Genomic DNA, 15,981 nt, shown 5'->3' with positions numbered 1-15,981 from the left:
AGCGGTTCAGCCTCTAATGAATCGCCGACCCGCTCTAAGTATTTGTTTTTACGCAATTCCGGACGGGACCTTTCCTCATGGGCTACAGCCTCGACTTCGGCTGGCTTGCGGGTGCTGTGGGCGCGATCGCGCGCGGCGCGGCTACGACGATCCTGTTGATCGTCGTGACCACGTTCGTGGGAACGCTGCTCAGCGTCCTCGGCGCGGCCGGCCGGCGAAACGGCCCGCTGCTGCTGAAGCGGGCGATCGGCGTCTATGTCGAGGTGATGCGCAACACACCGTTCCTGGTGCAACTCTTCTTCATCTTCTTCGGCCTGCCCAGCCTCGGCATCAGGCTCGATCCGATCCTGGCCGCCATGCTGGCGATGACGCTCAACATGGCGGCCTACACGATCGAGATCGTTGGCGCCGGGCTCGACGCCGTGCCGCGCGGACAGACGGAAGCCGCGCTGGCGCTCGGACTCAGGCCGCGCCAGGTGTTCGTCAAGATCGTGCTGCCGCAGGCGCTGAAGGTGATCTACCCGGCGCTGACCAGCCAGGTCGTCATCATGATGCTGGAATCCGCCGTGGTGTCGCAGATCGCCGTGCGGGAACTGACCTATGAGGCCGACATGCTGCAGGCACGCACCTTTCGCGCCTTCGAAACCTATTTCGTGGTGACGATGGTCTATCTGGCGCTGTCGATGGGGCTGCGACGGTTGCTGGTGTCAGGCGGACGCCAGGTTCTGGGAGCCGGCGTGTCATGATCGAATTCACCTTCTGGGATATTCTGCGCAACCTGTTGCTCGCCGCCCGCTGGACGGTGCTTTTGTCGCTGGCCGCTTTCGTCGGCGGCGCGCTGGTCGGCCTCGTCGTGCTGTTCTTCAGGATCGCCAAGAACAAATGGAGCCGGCGCATTGCCTCCGGCTACATCGCGCTGTTTCAGGGTACGCCACTGCTGATGCAGCTGTTCCTGATGTTCTTCGGCCTGCCGATGCTCGGCCTGCGCATCGAACCGTGGACGGCGGCGGCACTTGGCCTGACCTTCTTCGCCAGCGCCTATCTGGCCGAGATCTGGCGCAGCGGCGTCGCTGCGTTGCCGCAGGGACAGTGGGATGCCGGCGCCAGCCTCGGCCTCCATTATCTGCAGGAACTCAGGCTGATCATCCTGCCGCAGGCCTTCTCGATCACCCGTGCGCCGACTGTCGGCTTTCTGGTGCAGCTAATCAAATCGACGGCGCTGACCTCGATCATCGGCTTCGAGGAATTGGTCAGGGCATCCAACGCGATCAACAACGCCACCTTCGAACCGTTCAAGGTCTACGGGCTGGTGGCGCTGATCTTTTTCGTCATGTGCTTTCCACTGACGCAATACGCCCGCACGCTCGAACAACGAGCGGCGGCTCACTGACGCCAGGCGGCGAAACAGTGTGTGAAGGGAACCCGCCGGTTAGCCGGCATCAACTGAGGAGAAACGAGATGAACAGACTGATCGGAAAATCCCTGACACGACGCCGCGTGCTTGGCGCCGGCCTCGCAACGGCAGGCATGCTCGCCATGCCGTCGATCCTGCGGGCGCAGGACAAGTCGCTGAAGGTCGGCGTCTATGGCGGCTACTTCAAGAAATCCTTCGACGAGCACGTCTTCCCGGATTTCACCAAGGCAACCGGCATCGCGGTGGAGTCGGTCGCCGAGCCGACCGGCGAGGCTTGGCTGGTGCAGCTGGAGCAGGCGGCCAAGGCCGGGCAGGCCCCGGCCGACCTTTCGATGATGTCTCAGACCTCAACGATAAAGGGCCAGTCGACCGAATTGTGGACGCCGCTCGATACGTCGAAGTTCAAGCACTATAACGACCTGCTGCCCCGCTTCGTCAGCAAGTATCCGGATGGCCGGGTGGCCGGCATCGGCGCCGTTGCCTGGTGGATCACGCTGGTCACCAACACCGACGTCTACAAGGAGGCGCCGACATCGTGGGCGGCACTGTGGGACAAGGGCAACGAGGACAAGCTCGGGCTGCTGGCACTCGCCTCCAACTCGTTCCTGCTCGAAGTGACGGCCAAGACCTTCATGGGCGGCACCAATGCGCTCGACAGCGAGGACGGGCTGAACAAGGCGTTCGAAAAGCTCGCCGAGGTCAAGCCGAACGTCCGCCTCTGGTATCGCGACGAAGCACAGTTCGAGCAGGCCTTGAAGTCGGGCGAGATTCCGATGGGCCAGTATTATCACGACGTCACCGGGCTCGCGGCCGCCGACGGCTTCCATGTCCGCTCGACCTTCCCGAAGGAAGGTGGCATCCAGGATTCCGGCAATTGGGTGCTGTCGCGCGCCTCGACCAAGGTCGACGAGGCGCACACCTTCATCGACTATATGAGCCAACCCTCGATGCAGGGCCTCATGTCGCGCAAGGTCGGCACGACGCCGACGCTCAAGAAAGAGGTGCTCGACCTCAAGCCGGAAGAGTTCGCCGCGGTGTCGTCGGACATCGAGCCGATCATCCCGCGCTACGACCTCTATACGTCGAAGGCCGACTGGATCAACCAGAAGTGGACCGAGCTGATCGTCGGCTAAGCAGCCGACCTGCATCAACCTGACCGGCCGCCGGATAGCCTCCGGCGGCCCTTGCAGAGCAATGCCTGAGAAGGGTGAGCCATGTCCGGATTGAACATCAACGCCATCACCAAGAAATTCGGCAGCTTCGCCGCCGTCGACAATGTCCAGCTGAACGTGCCGCACGGCACCTTCGTGTGCCTGCTCGGGCCATCGGGCTGCGGCAAGACCACGCTGCTGCGCATGATTGCCGGGCTGGAGGAGCCGACCAGCGGCGCCATCGTGCTCGATGGCGAGGACATCACGCCGCTGCCGACGCACAAGCGTAATCTCGGCATGGTGTTCCAGTCGCTGGCGCTGTTTCCGCATCTTTCCGTCGGCGACAACATCGCCTATGCGCTGCGCATTCGCGGCGCCTCCCAAGGAGACCAGAAAAAACGCGTCGACGAATTGCTGAGCCTGATCCACCTGCCCGGCTTTGCCGACCGTCCGGTGGCGAAACTGTCGGGCGGCCAGCGCCAGCGCGTGGCGATCGCCCGGGCGCTGGCGCTGTCGCCGAAACTGTTCTTGCTCGACGAGCCGCTGTCGGCGCTCGACGCCAAACTGCGCGAGGCCATGCAGGTGGAACTGCGCCAACTGCAGCAGCGGCTCGGCATCACCACCATCGTCGTCACCCACGACCAGCGCGAAGCCATGACCATGGCCGACCTCGTCGTCGTCATGGGCCACGGCAAGATCCTGCAGGCGGCGCCGCCGATCGAGATCTACCGCAAGCCGGCCGACGCCTTCGTCGCCGACTTCATCGGCATCACCAATCTGTTGCCGGCGGAAATCGACGGCGCCGGGCGCACCACCATCCTCGGCACCGCCATTCCCGGTCTTGCCATGCCGGCGGGGCAAACCAAGGCCTCGGTGTCGATCCGTCCCGAGGATGTGCATCTGGGTGCTCCCGGAGGATCGGCTATCACCGGCGAGGTGAGTTTCGTGCGCGATCTCGGCGGCACCATCGAGACCTTCGTCGAGGTTCGCGGCACCAGCATCATCGCCGTGACGACGCCGCGCGAGCGGCATGACGTGCCGGTCGGCGCCAAGGTCGGCGTCACGCTGCCGCCCGAAAGCTGCGTGGTGCTCGGCTCATGAGACGCGAAGCACCAAAGTCGGTAGCCGACTACACGCCGCTGTTCTTTCCGGCGCTGATGCTGATCGTCTTCTTCGTCGTGCCGTTCTCGACGATGATCGCGGTGAGCTTCTTCAAGCGCAATCCCGCCGGATTCTACACACCGGATTTCGTGTTCGACAATTACGCACGTTTCCTGTCGGTCTTCTTCGGCGGCGTGCTCGGCTTTTCGCTGATGCTGGCGGTGCTGGTCGCCGTCTGCTGCGTCGCCATCGCCTTCCCCTTCACCTATCTTTTGACCAGGCGGCCGCGCCGCGTGCAAACGCTGTGGCTGGTCGGGCTCTTGTCGGTGCTGTCGCTGTCGGAAGTCATCATCGGCTTTGCCTGGTCGACGCTGTTTTCGCGCACCGCGGGCATCACCAATCTGTTCGTGGCGATCGGGTTGATGGACAAGCCGGTGGCGCTGCTACCGACCTTCGGCGCGGTGCTGACCGGCATGGTCTATCAGGCGCTGCCCTACACCATCCTGGTGCTCTACCCAGCCCTTGTGCGCCTCGACCCGACACTGCTCGAGGCGGCGCGCACGCTCGGCGCCTCGCCGGTTCGGGCCTTCTTCAACGTCGTGGCGCCGGCGCTCAGAAACACCATCGTGGCGACATTGATCATGGTCTTCGTCTTTGCGCTCGGTTCCTATTTGTTGCCGCAGATTCTTGGGCGACCGCAGCACTGGACACTGTCGGTGCTGATCACCGACCAGGCGATCTACCAGTCCAACATGCCTTTCGCCGCGGCGATGGCGGTGTTCCTGGTGCTGATCTCGCTGGCGCTTGTCGGAATGACGCTGCTCGTCGGACGCAAGGAGAACGCGCTATGACCGAGACCTGGCTTCGCCGCTTCTATTTCGGCCTCGTCGCGCTGTTCCTGGCGGCGCCGCTCATCGTTGTCGCCGGCGTCTCGGTCAACGAGAAGCAGGACCTGGCTTTCCCGCCGGTCGGCTTCTCGCTGGCGTGGTACGGACAGATCTTCACCGACCCGGAATGGCGGCTGGCGCTGATCCATTCGGTGACGCTCGCCGTCTGTTCGGCTGCAATTGCTGTCGCCGTAGCCCTGCCGCTCGCCTGGTTCTTGTGGCGGCGCATCGCGCCATGGGCGAATATCTTCCAGGTGCTGGGGCTGGCACCCTTCATCCTGCCGCCTGTCATCACGGCGCTCGGCTTCCTCAGCTTCTGGGCGACGGTCGGGCTGTTCGGCCAGTTCTTCACCGCCATCATCAGCCACGCCATCTTCTTCGTGACGCTGCCGCTGGTGACGCTGTCGCTGGGCTTTGCCTCGATCGACCGCTCGCTGGTCGAGGCCGCCGCCACCATGGGCGCCGACGACCGCACCGTCTTGAAGACCGTGGTGCTGCCGCTGATCCTGCCCTACCTGGTCTCGGGCTACGCCTTCGCCTTCGTGCTGTCGCTCAACGAGTATATCGTTGCCTACATGACAATCGGCTTTACCACCGAGACGCTGCCGATCAAGATCTTCAACGCGCTGCGCTACGGCTATACGCCGACCATGGCCTCGGTGTCGGTGTTCTTCGTCGCCGTGGCGGCACTTGTGTTCGGTGCGATCGCTAGGTTCGGCGATATCCGCAGGCTGCTCGGCGCGATGTCGTCCGACGGCAACTGAGCGAGCTCACCCAAACGAAAGCGGCCGCCGGAACCTGTCCGGCGGCCGCTTTGTCTTCAATGCCCGAAGGCAAGCGACGGCGCGATCCGGTCGCGCCGCAACCAGCGCGCCAGAAGCATTGCCGCCACGACGGCCAGCCCCGACGACAGGCCGATCCAGATGCCGACGCCGTTGAAGCCGAAATGGAAGGCGAGCAGCACGCCGAGCGGCAGGCCGATGCCCCAATAGCCGATCGCGGCATAGATCATCGGCACCTTGGTGTCGTGCAGGCCGCGCAGCATGCCGGCGGCCACCGCCTGCGCGCCGTCGAAGATCTGGAACAGCGCCGCAAACGCCAGGAAAGACACGGCAAGCGCGATCACCCTGGCATTGGCCGGATTGGTAAGATCTATGAAGGCGCTGATCAACAGATGCGGCCACAGGATCATCACCAGCCCCATCAGCGCCATGAAGGAGACGCCGATGACGAAGGCGGTCCAGCCGGCGCGGGAAACCCCCTCCGGATTGCCCGCACCATGGGCAAGGCCGACCCGCACCGTCACCGCCTGATTGAGGCCGAGGGGCACCATGAAGGAGATCGAGGCGATCTGGATGGCGATGGCATGAGCGGCCAGCGAATCCGCATCGATCAGGCCCATCAGAAGCGCTGCCGCGTTGAAAATCGTCACCTCGAAGGCGAGGAGGCCGGCGATCGGCATGCCGAGCCGAAGCAGGCCCTTGAAGCGCGGCCAGTCGGCGCGCCAGAAACGACCGAACAGACGGTAGCGGCGGAACTTCTTCTCCAGCATCACCACCGCCACCATGCCGCAAAACATCAGGGTGCTGGAGAGCGTGGTGGCGAGACCGGAGCCGGCAATGCCCATCGAGGTGACGCCGAGATTGCCGAACATGAACACCCAGTTGAAGAAGGCGTTGCAGGCGACGGCGACGAAGACGATGATCAGCGCCCAGCCCGGCCGCTCCAGCGCCGAGATGAACGAGCGCAGCACGATGTAGCCATAGAAGGGCAGCACCGCCCATTCCAGCCAACGCAGATAGATGCCGGCCTGATGCGCCAGTCTCGGCTCCTGGCCCATGGCCAACAGAATTGCCTCGCCGTGCCAAAGCGCAATCCAGATCGGAATTGAGATCAGGATCGCCAGCCACAGACCCTGGCGTACGGTGCGGCGCAGGTCGCGCACCGAATGACGGCGGCGGCCGAGTTCGGTCGCCATCATCGGCGAGGTCGCCAGCATCAGGCCGAGGCCGAAGATCAGCGGCATGAAATAGAGGTTGGCGCCGAGCGCGCCGCTGGCCAGTGTGTCCGGTCCGAGCCTGCCCATCATCATGACGTCGGTGGCGGTCATGGCCGTCTGGCCGAGATTGGTCAGCACCATCGGCCAGGCAAGCGCCAGTGTCGCCCTGATTTCCTGACGCCAAAGATTTTCCGGCGCGCGAGCGCCGGCTTCGATCGCAGACATTGTCCTGCTCTTTCCGATTGCGGCGCGTCGGGACCCTGCCCGGAAGCCGCATTGCAAACGGCAAAACCTTCGGTTTCGCGGCGTTTGCGCCGTCTATTGAACGAAATGCGACATGAAGGCAAGGGAGGAGGAGCGGGCAGCTATTGAGCCAGAGCTTGTCTAGAGCGGTTTTCCGTCTCACGGAATCGCAGAACCGCTCTATCTGTTTGTTTTGACGCAATTCCGGACGGAAAACCGTTTCACACTTTTCCTGGAATTGGGTCTAGCGGATCTCGTCGAGCGCCTGCCGCTGGCGGTGCATCTCCAAAAAGATGCGGTAGTCGCGGTCGAAGCGGGTGCCGGCGGCCGGGTTGGCGGCGCGCTTCCTGCCGCCCTGCTGCATGGCGACACAAGCCGCGTTCAGGTCGGGGAAAAGCCCGGCGGCAGTGGCCGCGACCATGCCGGTGCCGAGCAGCACTGCCTCGTCGGCCAGCGGTTCGACCACCGCGCAGCCGGTGGCGTCGGCATAAAGCTCCATCAAAAGCGGGTTCTTGGTGTGGCCGCCGGTGACGTGCAGCGTGTCGATCAAATAGCCGTTCTCGTTCAGCGCCTCCAGCACATGGCGCACGCCGAGTGCGATGCCGACGGCGGTGCGCCAGTAGAGCTTGCACAGGCTGTCGAAGGAGGAATCGAGTGTAAGCCCGCTGACGACGCCGACCGCATGCGGGTCGGCCAATGGTGAGCGGTTGCCGTGGAAATCCGGCAGCACATGCAGCCTTGCCGCGAGGCCCTCGCCCTCGGCGGCGCGCAGTTCGGCGACGCGCCGGGCGATCTTTGCGTGCATGGCGGCATCAGGCTCGCCACCGGCACCGTGCCAGCGGATGATATGGTCGAGCAGCGCACCGGTTGCCGACTGGCCGCCTTCCGACAGCCAGAGTTTTGGCAGTGCCGCGCCGTAATATGGTCCCCAGACGCCGGCGAAGGGCTGCGGATCGGGCGACATCGCCATGACGCAGGAGGAGGTGCCGGCGATCAGCGCCAGATGGCGGCTGATATTGCTGTCATCGCCGGCAAAACCGCCAAGCACGCCGAGCGCGCCGGCATAGGCATCGATGACGCCGGCGCCGACCCGGCATTTTTCCGTCAGGCCAAGCTCTGCCGCCGCTTCGGCGCTGAGCGGGCCGATGTCGGCGCCCACCGGACTTGCCCTCTCGGGCAGATTGCCATGCTCGAAAAGATCACCAAGACCGACCGTCTCGAAGAAATCGCGCCGCCAACCGGTCTCTTCATGCGCCAGATAGGTCCATTTGGCGGTCAGCGTGCATTGCGAGCGGGCGAGCGAGCCGGTCGCCTTCCAGGTCAGGAAATCGGTGAGGTCGAATAGGTAGCCGGCTTCATTCCATGTCCCGGGCAAATTGCGCTTTAGCCACATCAGCTTCGGCGTCGCCATTTCCGGAGACATGACGCCGCCGATATAGTCGAGCACGGCATGGCCGCTTTCCGTGCATTCGTCGGCCTCGGCGATGGCGCGGTGGTCGAGCCAGACGATGGTGTCCCAGCGCCGCTCCCCAGTTACCGAAACGCTGAGCTGGCCGCCTTGCCTGTCGCGCACCACCAGCGAGCAGGTGGCATCGAAGGAGATGCCGACAATGTCGCCTGCCGCCACGCCGGCCTTCTCGCGAGCGGCACGCACGGCGATGCACACGGCCGACCAGATATCCTGCGAATCATGCTCGGCGTGATCGGCCTTGGGCTGGTGCATGGCGATCGGGTGATCGGCGCGGCCAAGCAAGGTACCCTTGGTGTCGAGAATGCCGGCGCGGGCGCTCCCGGTGCCGACATCGACCGCGCAAACAAAACTGTTGGTCAAGATGCTTTTACTCTCGCTCCCAGGCCTGCAATCAGATCGGGCAATTGCAGCATGTCAGCGAATATAAAGTCCGGTTCACTCGACGCAAGCCGCGCTTTCAATGCGGGGTTGCCGGCATGCGAGCCGCCGGTGAAGGCAAAGACGCGCATGCCCGCCGCCCGCGCCGCCGCAATGCCGGCCGGGCTGTCCTCGATGACCAGGCATTTGCGCGGATGGGCGCGCATGCTGGCGGCCGCGTGGAGAAAAAGGTCCGGCGACGGCTTACCTTTAGCCACCATGGTGGCGCTGAACAGATGCGGCTCCAGAAGGCCGAGCAATCCGGTGACGTCGAGCGCATAGCTGATGCGCTCGAGCGTGCCGGAGGAGGCAACGCAGAACGGCACGCCGAGCCTCGGTAGCACGTCCTTGATGCCTGGGATGGGTTTCAGCTCCTCGCGGAATTTGCGCATCAATTCGACGCGCATCGCAGTCAGTTGCTGGTCGGTGATGTCAAGCCCGAAGTCGCGGCCGAGGATCTCGCGGACGCTCTTCATGCTCTTGCCGAGGAAATGCTCGTAGGCCTGATCCTCGCTGACGGCGCCGCCGGCAAGCGTGATCATGCCGAGCAGGGCCGAGACGGAGAGCGCCTCGCTGTCGACCAGAACGCCGTCACAGTCGAAGATGACCAGTTCGGGCGTCATTCGATGCGTCCAGTCGTCAGAGCTGGCCGGCGAGATAGCGCGTCAGCGTCGCGCGCGCACCGTTCGCCCACAAAACGTTGAGCGCATGCGCGAACGCCTCGCCGAAGACCGGCGAGCGGCCGACATCGCCATAGATGTCCTCCATGGCAAGCCAGGTGCTGGGCGCATCCTTCGCCGCCTTCGCGGTCGCCTGCAGCCGGTCCCAACTCGGATCGTTGGGCTCGATGACGGCGCCCGAGTCCGTCGTGCCGAAGCAGTAGCGGCACCAGAGCGCCGATTCCAGCGCCAACCCAGCCACGCTCTTTCCCGCCTTCAGCCGGTCCCCGATGGTCGGGATGATGAATTTCGGCTGGCGGTTGGAGCCGTCGAGGCAAAGACGCCTGATGGTGTCGCCGATCTTCGGGTTGGAGAAGCGGCGTTCGATGAGCTGGTAATAGTCCTCCAGCACGGTGTCCGGCACCGGCGGCACGGTCGGGATGATCTCGTCGCGCTCCAGCTTGGCGAGAAAGCCGCGCACCAGCGGCTCCTGCATTGCCTCGTGGACGAAATGGATGTCCATCAGCCCGGCCGGATAGGCGATCGTCGCATGGCCGCCATTGAGGATGCGGATCTTCATCAGCTCATAGGGCGCGACATCTTTGACGAACTGCACGCCGACCTTTTCCAGAGGCGGGCGGCCGTCGGTGAAATGATCCTCCAGCACCCATTGCTTGAACGGCTCGCAGAACACCGGCCAGTTGTCCTCGAGGCCGAAGTCGCTGGCCAGGATGCCGCGCTCGCGGTCGGTGGTGGCGGGCGTGATGCGGTCGACCATGCCGTTCGGAAAGGCGACGTTGTCACTCACCCAATTGGCGAGATCCTCGTCGATCAGCCGGGCAAGACCGATTACGCCATCTGAGGTGACATGGCCGTTGTGGGGGATGTTGTCGCAGGACATGACGGTGAAAGGCACGACACCGTCGCCGCGGCGGCGCATCAGGCCGGCGAGGATCAGGCCAAAGACGGTCTTCGGCGTCGCCCCTGACTGCGCATCGGCAACGATATCAGGATGGGCCGGGTTGAACACGCCGGAGGCCGGGTCGATGAAATAGCCGCCTTCGGTAATGGTCAGCGAAACGATCCTGATTGCCGGATCGGCAAGCTGCTCGATGATCGCCGACGCATCGCCGGGCGTCAGGAAGTCGATCATCACGCCGGTGACGCGAGCGCTCATATGGCCCGAGTCCTGCTCGACCACGGTGGTCAGCCAATCCTGCTCCTGCAGCTTGCTGCGGCCGACCTTCTCGCCCTCGAAGACGCCGGCGCCAACCAGCGCCCAGTCGTGGCCAAGGCCCGCATTGAAAAGATCATCGAGGTAGACGGCCTGGTGCGACCGGTGGAAATTGCCGACGCCGAAATGCACGATGCCGGCCTTGAGTGCCGAGCGATCGTATTTCGGGCCGGCGACCTCCGAGGGAAGCTTGGCGAGGATGGAAGACGAGAGTTTCACGGTCATCTGCTTTTACCCTTTGGCCGGCACTTGGCCCGACAATTCCGCTGTTCCCAGTCCGTCAGGGCTGAGCGGCGGTGAGGGGCGGCATTTGCTTTCCAACATCCATGCTGCCCCTCACCTGCCCCGGTGGCGCCTTCTCCCCGGAGGAAGGGAGAGGCACCTTCCCCCTCAACTCATCCACTGACCGCCATCGACATTGTAGGTCTGAGCGACGATGTATTCGGCGTCCTCGCTGGCCAGGAATACGGCCATGCCGGTCAGGTCTTCCGCCTTGCCCATGCGGCCGTAAGGCACGCTCTCGCCGACCAGTCTCTTCTTCTCGCCCTTCGGCCGGTTCTCGTATTTGGCGAACAGCGCATCGACATCATCCCACATGTCGCTGTCGACGACGCCCGGCGCGATGCCATTGACGTTGATGCGGTGCTTGATCAGATCGAGCCCCGCCGACTGGGTGAGCGAGATGACGGCAGCCTTGCTGGCGCAGTAAACAGCGACCAAAGGTTCGCCGCGCCGTCCGGCCTGGCTCGCTATGTTGATGATCTTGCCGCCCTTGCCGCGTGCGATCATCGAACGGGCTGCTGCCTGCAGCATGAACAGCGTGCCGGCGACATTGACCGAAAACAGTTTGTCGTAACTTGCCTTGGTGATCTCGACGATCGGGGCGAGATCGAACAGGGCGGCGTTGTTGATCAGTATGTCGAGCCCACCCGTCCTGGTCTCGACCGCTTTCACTGCCGCTTCGATAGAAGCCAGGTCGCTGACGTCAAGCTTGACCGCATAGGCCTTCCCGCCGATCTCCGAGGCTGTCTTCTCGGCAGCTTCGAGGTTGATGTCGGCAATCGCCACCGTCGCGCCTTCGCGCGCATAGGCTTCGGCGAAGGCCCTGCCGATGCCGCGCGCCGACCCAGTGATCAGCGCCGATTTGCCGGCCAGGCGCATGCTCACATCGCCTTGCCGTCGGGGCCGAAGCGATGCAGCTTGGCCTTGTCCGGGGTCAAATGGATGGTGTCGCCGTGATGGACGGCGAGCTCGCCGTCAGCGCGCACCGTCAGCGGCCCGACGCCGTCGGCCTGGACGTGCAGGAAGGTGTCGGAGCCGAGATGCTCGGCAACGCCGACGGTCGCTTTCCACTCGCCAGCGGTGGTCGAAATCTCCAAATGCTCGGGACGGATGCCGATCGTCTTGGCGCCGTATTTGGCGGCCGGCGCGCCTTCGATCAGGTTCATCTTCGGCGAGCCGATGAAGCCGGCGACAAACAGGTTCTTCGGCGTCTTGTAGAGTTCCATCGGCGAGCCGACCTGTTCGATGTTGCCGGCATTGAGTACGACGATCTTGTCGGCCATGGTCATGGCTTCGACCTGGTCGTGGGTGACGTAGATCATCGTCGTCTTGAGCTGATGGTGCAGTTCGCTGATCTCGAGGCGCATGGTGCCGCGCAGCGCTGCGTCGAGGTTGGACAGCGGTTCGTCGAACAGAAAGGCCGAAGGCTGGCGCACGATGGCGCGGCCGATAGCGACGCGCTGGCGCTGGCCGCCGGAGAGCTGGCCGGGGCGACGCTCGAGATAGTTGGTGAGGTTCAAGACGCGCGCCGCGTCCTTGACCTTCTTGTCGATGGTCGCCTGGTCCTCGCCCGCCATCTTCAGCGGGAAGGCGATGTTCTTGGCCACCGTCATGTGCGGGTAGAGCGCGTAGGACTGGAACACCATGGCCAGCTTGCGCTTGGCCGGCGCTTCGCCGGTCACGTCGCGGCCATCGATGTTGATGGTGCCGCCGCTGGTGTCCTCCAGCCCGGCGATCAGCCGCAGCAGCGTGGACTTGCCGCAGCCGGACGGGCCGACAAAGACGACGAACTCGCCATTCTCGATGACCAGGTCGAGGCCGGGGATGATGGACGTCGATCCGAAGGATTTGGAGACGTTCTTGAGCGTGATGTTTCCCATGGTTTCCTCCCGGGGATTGGTGTCCGTCGTCCGCCTGCGGCGTTGTTATTTCACCGCGCCAAATGTCAGGCCGCGCACCAGCTGCTTCTGGCTGAACCAGCCCATGATCAGGATCGGCGCGATCGCCAGCGTCGAGGCTGCCGACAGCTTGGCCCAGAACAGGCCTTGCGGGCTGGAGAAGGAGCTGATGAAGGCGGTCAGCGGTGCTGCTTCGGTGGTGGTCAGCCGGATCGTCCAGAACGCCTCGTTCCAGGCCAGGATGATGTTGAGCAGCATGGTCGAGGCGATGCCCGGCACCGCCATCGGCGTCAGCACATAGACGATTTCGTTCCACAGCGAAGCGCCGTCCATGCGCGCCGCTTCGAGGATCTCGCCGGGGATCTCGCGGAAGTAGGTGTAGAGCATCCAGACCACGATCGGCAGGTTGATCAGCATCAGCATGACCATCAGGCCGGCGCGGCTGTCGAGCAGGCCCGAGTCGCGGAAGATCAGGTAGATCGGGAACAGCACGGCGACCGCCGGCATCATCTTGGTCGAGAGCATCCACATCAGGATGTCCTTGGTCCGCTTGGTCGGTGAAAAGGCCATCGACCATGCCGCCGGTATGGCGACGAGCAGGGCCAGGATGGTCGAGCCGACCGACAGCAGCACCGAGTTCAGGAAGAACTTGAAGTAACCGCTCTGTGCCTGGACCTCGGAATAGCTCTCAATGGTCCCGGACGGGATCAGGGCAAAGCCCTGGATGGCCTCCTGTTCGGACTTGAACGAGGTGATGATCGTATAGAGGATCGGGAAGAAGATCAGCAGCGCGACGATCCAGGCGGCAGCGGTCGCGATCGTCTTGTGCTGGGTGGTGACTGCACGTGCCATCTTAGCCTCCCTTACTTGTCCAGGTTCTTGCCGACGGCGCGCATGGCGAAGAAGGCGACGATGTTGGCGAGAATGACGGCGATCACACCGCCGGCGGATGCCTGGCCGATTTTGAACTCCAGCAATGCCTTCTGGTAGACGAGGAAGGGCAGGTTGGTGGAGGCGTAGCCCGGGCCGCCATTGGTGGTGACCAGGATTTCGGCATAGATCGACAGCAGGAAGATGGTCTGGATCAGGATGACGACGGTGATCGCCCGCGACATGTGCGGCAGCGTCAGATAGATGAAGCGGCTGACGAAGCCGGCGCCGTCCATCTCGGCGGCTTCCTTCTGTTCGCCATCAAGCGACTGCAGGGAGGTCAACAGGATCAGCGTCGCGAATGGCAACCACTGCCAGGCGACAATGATGATGATCGCCAGCATCGGATGCTGCCCGAACCAGTCGATCGGCTGCATGCCGAAGAAGCGCGCAATGTCGGCAAAGACGCCGTATTGGGGATGCATGATCATGTTCTTCCAGACCAGTGCGGCCACCGGCGGCATGACGAAGAACGGCGAGATGACGAGGATGCGGACGATGCCTTGTCCCCACATCGGCTGATCGATCAGCAGCGCCAGCATGATGCCGCCGATCACCGTGATCAACAGAACGCTGCCGACGAGGACAAGCGTGTTGAGGATCGACTGCAGGAAGGCCGGGTTGGAATAGAAAAGCGCGTAGTTCGAGAAGCCGACGAACCCGTCGCGGATCGGGTTGAGCGGATTGTACTGCTGGAAGGAGAACCAAATGGTGATGACCAGCGGCACGATCATCCAGACGAACAGCAGCACCACGGATGGCGCCATCATGAAGCGGGCAAGCGAGCGGGTCTGCTGAGTAGCCATGACGGTCACCCTCCAAAGGTCAGCCAGATTTTTAGAGTCGTGCCAGAATTTCCAGGATTTTGAAGGTGGCCGCCCGAACTGGGATTCGGGCGGCCCCTTTGCCGGCTACGATGGGCAGCCGACATTCGGCACCGGGAGGAGCCTTACTTGATATAACCGCCCTCGGTCATCGCTGCGGTGGCGGCGTCCTGGGCCTGCTTGAGGGCATCGTCGACACTCGACTGGCCGGCGAGTGCGGCCGAGAAGAGCTGGCCGACCGTGGTACCGAGACCCTGGAACTCGGGGATGGCGACGAACTGGACGCCGACATAGGGCACCGGCTTGACGGTCGGATGCGTCGGGTCGGCCGCGTTGATGGAGTCCAGCGTCATCTTGGCGAACGGAGCCGCCTTCTGGTACTCGGCATTGGCGTAGAGCGAGGAGCGCGTGCCCGGAGGAGCGCTGGCCCAGCCTAGCTTGGAAGCGACGAGCTCGGAGTAATGCTTGCTGGTTGCCCAGGACACGAACTTCTGTGCCGCGTCCGCCTTCTGCGTGCCGGCCGGAATGGCCAGCGACCAGGCCCACAGCCAGTTGCCGCGCTTGCCGAGACCGTTGTCAGGCGCCAGCGCATAGCCAACCTTGTCGGCGACCTTCGAGCTCTTCGGGTCGGAGACCATGGATGCGGCGACCGTGGCATCGATCCACATGCCGCACTTGCCCTGCTGGAACAGCGCCAGGTTTTCGTTGAAGCCGTTGGACGAGGCGCCCTCGGGGCCGTTGGCCTTCATCAGGTCGACGTAGAACTGCAGCGTGTTCTTCCATTCGGGCTGGTCAAACTGCGGCTTCCAGTTCTCGTCGAACCAGCGTGCGCCGAAGGAGTTCGACATGGCGGTGAGGAAGGCCATGTTTTCGCCCCAGCCGGCCTTGCCGCGCAGGCAGACGCCGTTCACGCCATTGGCGCGGTCGGTCATCTTGTCGGCGGCCTGCTTGATGAAGTCCCAGGTCGGCGCGTCGGGCATGGTGAGCCCTGCCTTCTCCATCAGGTCCTTGCGGTACATGACGAAGGAGCTCTCGCCGTAGAAGGGCGCGGCATAGAGCTTGCCGTCGACCGACAGGCCGCCGGCGATGGCCGGCAGGATGTCCTTGGCGTCGTAGTCGTCGCCGAGCTTGTCGAGCGGCAACAGCCAGCTCTGCTTGGCCCAGATCGGAACTTCATAGGTGCCGATGGTCATCACGTCGTACTGGCCGCCCTTGGTGGCGATGTCGGTGGTGACGCGCTCGCGCAGCACGTTCTCTTCGAGCGTGACCCAGTTGAGCGTGATGTCGGGGTTCGCCTTGGTGAAGTCGTCCGTCAGCGTCTGCATGCGGATCATGTCGGCATTGTTGACGGTGGCGATGGTGATGGATTCGGCGTGCGCGGCGAACGCAAGAGCGCTGGCCGACAACAGGCCTAGGGTGAGCGTGCGAAGTTTCATCAAATTCCTCCCATAAACCAAGATGAGCATTTGCC

Annotated in this window: 15 protein-coding genes; 6 read left to right on the top strand and 9 right to left on the bottom strand. The window is 63.7% G+C overall.

The window, feature by feature from the left end; genetic code table 11:
- Positions 1-77: 77 nt before the first annotated feature.
- From D3227_RS00840 to D3227_RS00815, 6 genes are all read left to right on the top strand, one after another.
- Entirely contained in the window at positions 78-746 is a 669-nt protein-coding gene (locus D3227_RS00840; RefSeq protein ID WP_120011795.1) for an amino acid ABC transporter permease, read from the top strand.
- Positions 743-1,390 (top strand): amino acid ABC transporter permease, encoded by a 648-nt coding sequence (locus D3227_RS00835; RefSeq protein WP_120011794.1) that lies wholly within the window; start codon positions 743-745, stop codon positions 1,388-1,390. Before D3227_RS00840 ends, D3227_RS00835 begins: the two co-directional genes overlap by 4 nt.
- A gap of 68 nt (positions 1,391-1,458) precedes the next feature.
- On the top strand, positions 1,459-2,547 hold the full coding sequence (locus D3227_RS00830) for an ABC transporter substrate-binding protein (RefSeq protein WP_167480556.1): 1,089 nt from the start codon (positions 1,459-1,461) through the stop codon (positions 2,545-2,547).
- Between the two features lie 81 nt (positions 2,548-2,628).
- Positions 2,629-3,666 (top strand): ABC transporter ATP-binding protein, encoded by a 1,038-nt coding sequence (locus D3227_RS00825; RefSeq protein ID WP_120011793.1) that lies wholly within the window; start codon positions 2,629-2,631, stop codon positions 3,664-3,666.
- A complete protein-coding gene (locus D3227_RS00820; protein ID WP_120011792.1) occupies positions 3,663-4,517 on the top strand; it encodes an ABC transporter permease in 855 nt (284 codons plus the stop codon). The genes D3227_RS00825 and D3227_RS00820 overlap by 4 nt, the downstream gene beginning before the upstream one ends.
- Positions 4,514-5,317, top strand: coding sequence for an ABC transporter permease (locus D3227_RS00815; RefSeq protein ID WP_120011791.1), 804 nt, complete (start codon positions 4,514-4,516; stop codon positions 5,315-5,317). The genes D3227_RS00820 and D3227_RS00815 overlap by 4 nt, the downstream gene beginning before the upstream one ends.
- Before the next feature lie 56 nt (positions 5,318-5,373).
- On the opposite strand, the gene D3227_RS00810 is transcribed toward D3227_RS00815, so the two are convergent.
- The 9 genes from D3227_RS00810 to D3227_RS00770 all read right to left on the bottom strand — a co-directional run bounded on the left by D3227_RS00810 (position 5,374) and on the right by D3227_RS00770 (position 15,946).
- The gene (locus tag D3227_RS00810) at positions 5,374-6,777 is read right to left on the bottom strand and encodes an MATE family efflux transporter (protein ID WP_120011790.1); all 1,404 of its coding nucleotides are present in this window, start codon (positions 6,775-6,777) and stop codon (positions 5,374-5,376) included.
- A 262-nt stretch (positions 6,778-7,039) separates the two neighbouring features.
- Positions 7,040-8,626 carry an FGGY-family carbohydrate kinase gene (locus D3227_RS00805; RefSeq protein WP_120011789.1) on the bottom strand — a complete coding sequence of 529 codons (1,587 nt, stop codon included), beginning with the start codon at positions 8,624-8,626 and terminating at the stop codon, positions 7,040-7,042.
- A complete protein-coding gene (locus D3227_RS00800) occupies positions 8,623-9,306 on the bottom strand; it encodes an HAD family hydrolase (protein ID WP_120011788.1) in 684 nt (227 codons plus the stop codon). The genes D3227_RS00805 and D3227_RS00800 overlap by 4 nt, the downstream gene beginning before the upstream one ends.
- A 16-nt stretch (positions 9,307-9,322) precedes the next feature.
- Entirely contained in the window at positions 9,323-10,801 is a 1,479-nt protein-coding gene (locus tag D3227_RS00795) for a mannitol dehydrogenase family protein (protein ID WP_120011787.1), read from the bottom strand.
- Positions 10,802-10,966: 165 nt separating this feature from the next.
- Positions 10,967-11,737: an L-iditol 2-dehydrogenase gene (locus D3227_RS00790; protein ID WP_120011786.1), complete on the bottom strand. Its 771-nt coding sequence runs from the start codon at positions 11,735-11,737 to the stop codon at positions 10,967-10,969.
- Between the two features lie 2 nt (positions 11,738-11,739).
- Positions 11,740-12,738 (bottom strand): ABC transporter ATP-binding protein, encoded by a 999-nt coding sequence (locus D3227_RS00785; protein ID WP_120011785.1) that lies wholly within the window; start codon positions 12,736-12,738, stop codon positions 11,740-11,742.
- Between the two features lie 45 nt (positions 12,739-12,783).
- Positions 12,784-13,608, bottom strand: a complete 825-nt coding sequence (locus D3227_RS00780; RefSeq protein WP_120011784.1) for a carbohydrate ABC transporter permease — start codon at positions 13,606-13,608, stop codon at positions 12,784-12,786.
- 11 nt (positions 13,609-13,619) lie between these two features.
- Positions 13,620-14,492 carry a carbohydrate ABC transporter permease gene (locus D3227_RS00775; RefSeq protein ID WP_120011783.1) on the bottom strand — a complete coding sequence of 291 codons (873 nt, stop codon included), beginning with the start codon at positions 14,490-14,492 and terminating at the stop codon, positions 13,620-13,622.
- 143 nt (positions 14,493-14,635) lie between these two features.
- Complete coding sequence (locus D3227_RS00770) at positions 14,636-15,946, bottom strand: ABC transporter substrate-binding protein (RefSeq protein WP_120011782.1); 1,311 nt, start codon at positions 15,944-15,946, stop codon at positions 14,636-14,638.
- Positions 15,947-15,981 lie beyond the last annotated feature (35 nt).

Source organism: Mesorhizobium waimense (assembly GCF_003601975.1).
Taxonomy (GTDB): Bacteria; Pseudomonadota; Alphaproteobacteria; order Rhizobiales; family Rhizobiaceae; genus Mesorhizobium; species Mesorhizobium waimense.
The sequence above is the reverse complement of the archived record's forward strand: the minus strand, read 5'-3'. Positions and strand labels throughout refer to the sequence as shown.

What these genes read in the sequence shown, in the direction of transcription:
- D3227_RS00840 (WP_120011795.1), top strand. Translation starts at nt 78, where the DNA reads ATGGGCTACAGCCTCGACTTCGGCTGGCTTGCGGGTGCTGTGGGCGCG.
- D3227_RS00835 (WP_120011794.1), top strand. Translation starts at nt 743, where the DNA reads ATGATCGAATTCACCTTCTGGGATATTCTGCGCAACCTGTTGCTCGCC.
- D3227_RS00830 (WP_167480556.1), top strand. Translation starts at nt 1,459, where the DNA reads ATGAACAGACTGATCGGAAAATCCCTGACACGACGCCGCGTGCTTGGC.
- D3227_RS00825 (WP_120011793.1), top strand. Translation starts at nt 2,629, where the DNA reads ATGTCCGGATTGAACATCAACGCCATCACCAAGAAATTCGGCAGCTTC.
- D3227_RS00820 (WP_120011792.1), top strand. Translation starts at nt 3,663, where the DNA reads ATGAGACGCGAAGCACCAAAGTCGGTAGCCGACTACACGCCGCTGTTC.
- D3227_RS00815 (WP_120011791.1), top strand. Translation starts at nt 4,514, where the DNA reads ATGACCGAGACCTGGCTTCGCCGCTTCTATTTCGGCCTCGTCGCGCTG.
- D3227_RS00810 (WP_120011790.1), bottom strand. Translation starts at nt 6,777, where the DNA reads ATGTCTGCGATCGAAGCCGGCGCTCGCGCGCCGGAAAATCTTTGGCGT.
- D3227_RS00800 (WP_120011788.1), bottom strand. Translation starts at nt 9,306, where the DNA reads ATGACGCCCGAACTGGTCATCTTCGACTGTGACGGCGTTCTGGTCGAC.
- D3227_RS00795 (WP_120011787.1), bottom strand. Translation starts at nt 10,801, where the DNA reads ATGACCGTGAAACTCTCGTCTTCCATCCTCGCCAAGCTTCCCTCGGAG.
- D3227_RS00790 (WP_120011786.1), bottom strand. Translation starts at nt 11,737, where the DNA reads ATGCGCCTGGCCGGCAAATCGGCGCTGATCACTGGGTCGGCGCGCGGC.
- D3227_RS00785 (WP_120011785.1), bottom strand. Translation starts at nt 12,738, where the DNA reads ATGGGAAACATCACGCTCAAGAACGTCTCCAAATCCTTCGGATCGACG.
- D3227_RS00780 (WP_120011784.1), bottom strand. Translation starts at nt 13,608, where the DNA reads ATGGCACGTGCAGTCACCACCCAGCACAAGACGATCGCGACCGCTGCC.
- D3227_RS00775 (WP_120011783.1), bottom strand. Translation starts at nt 14,492, where the DNA reads ATGGCTACTCAGCAGACCCGCTCGCTTGCCCGCTTCATGATGGCGCCA.
- D3227_RS00770 (WP_120011782.1), bottom strand. Translation starts at nt 15,946, where the DNA reads ATGAAACTTCGCACGCTCACCCTAGGCCTGTTGTCGGCCAGCGCTCTT.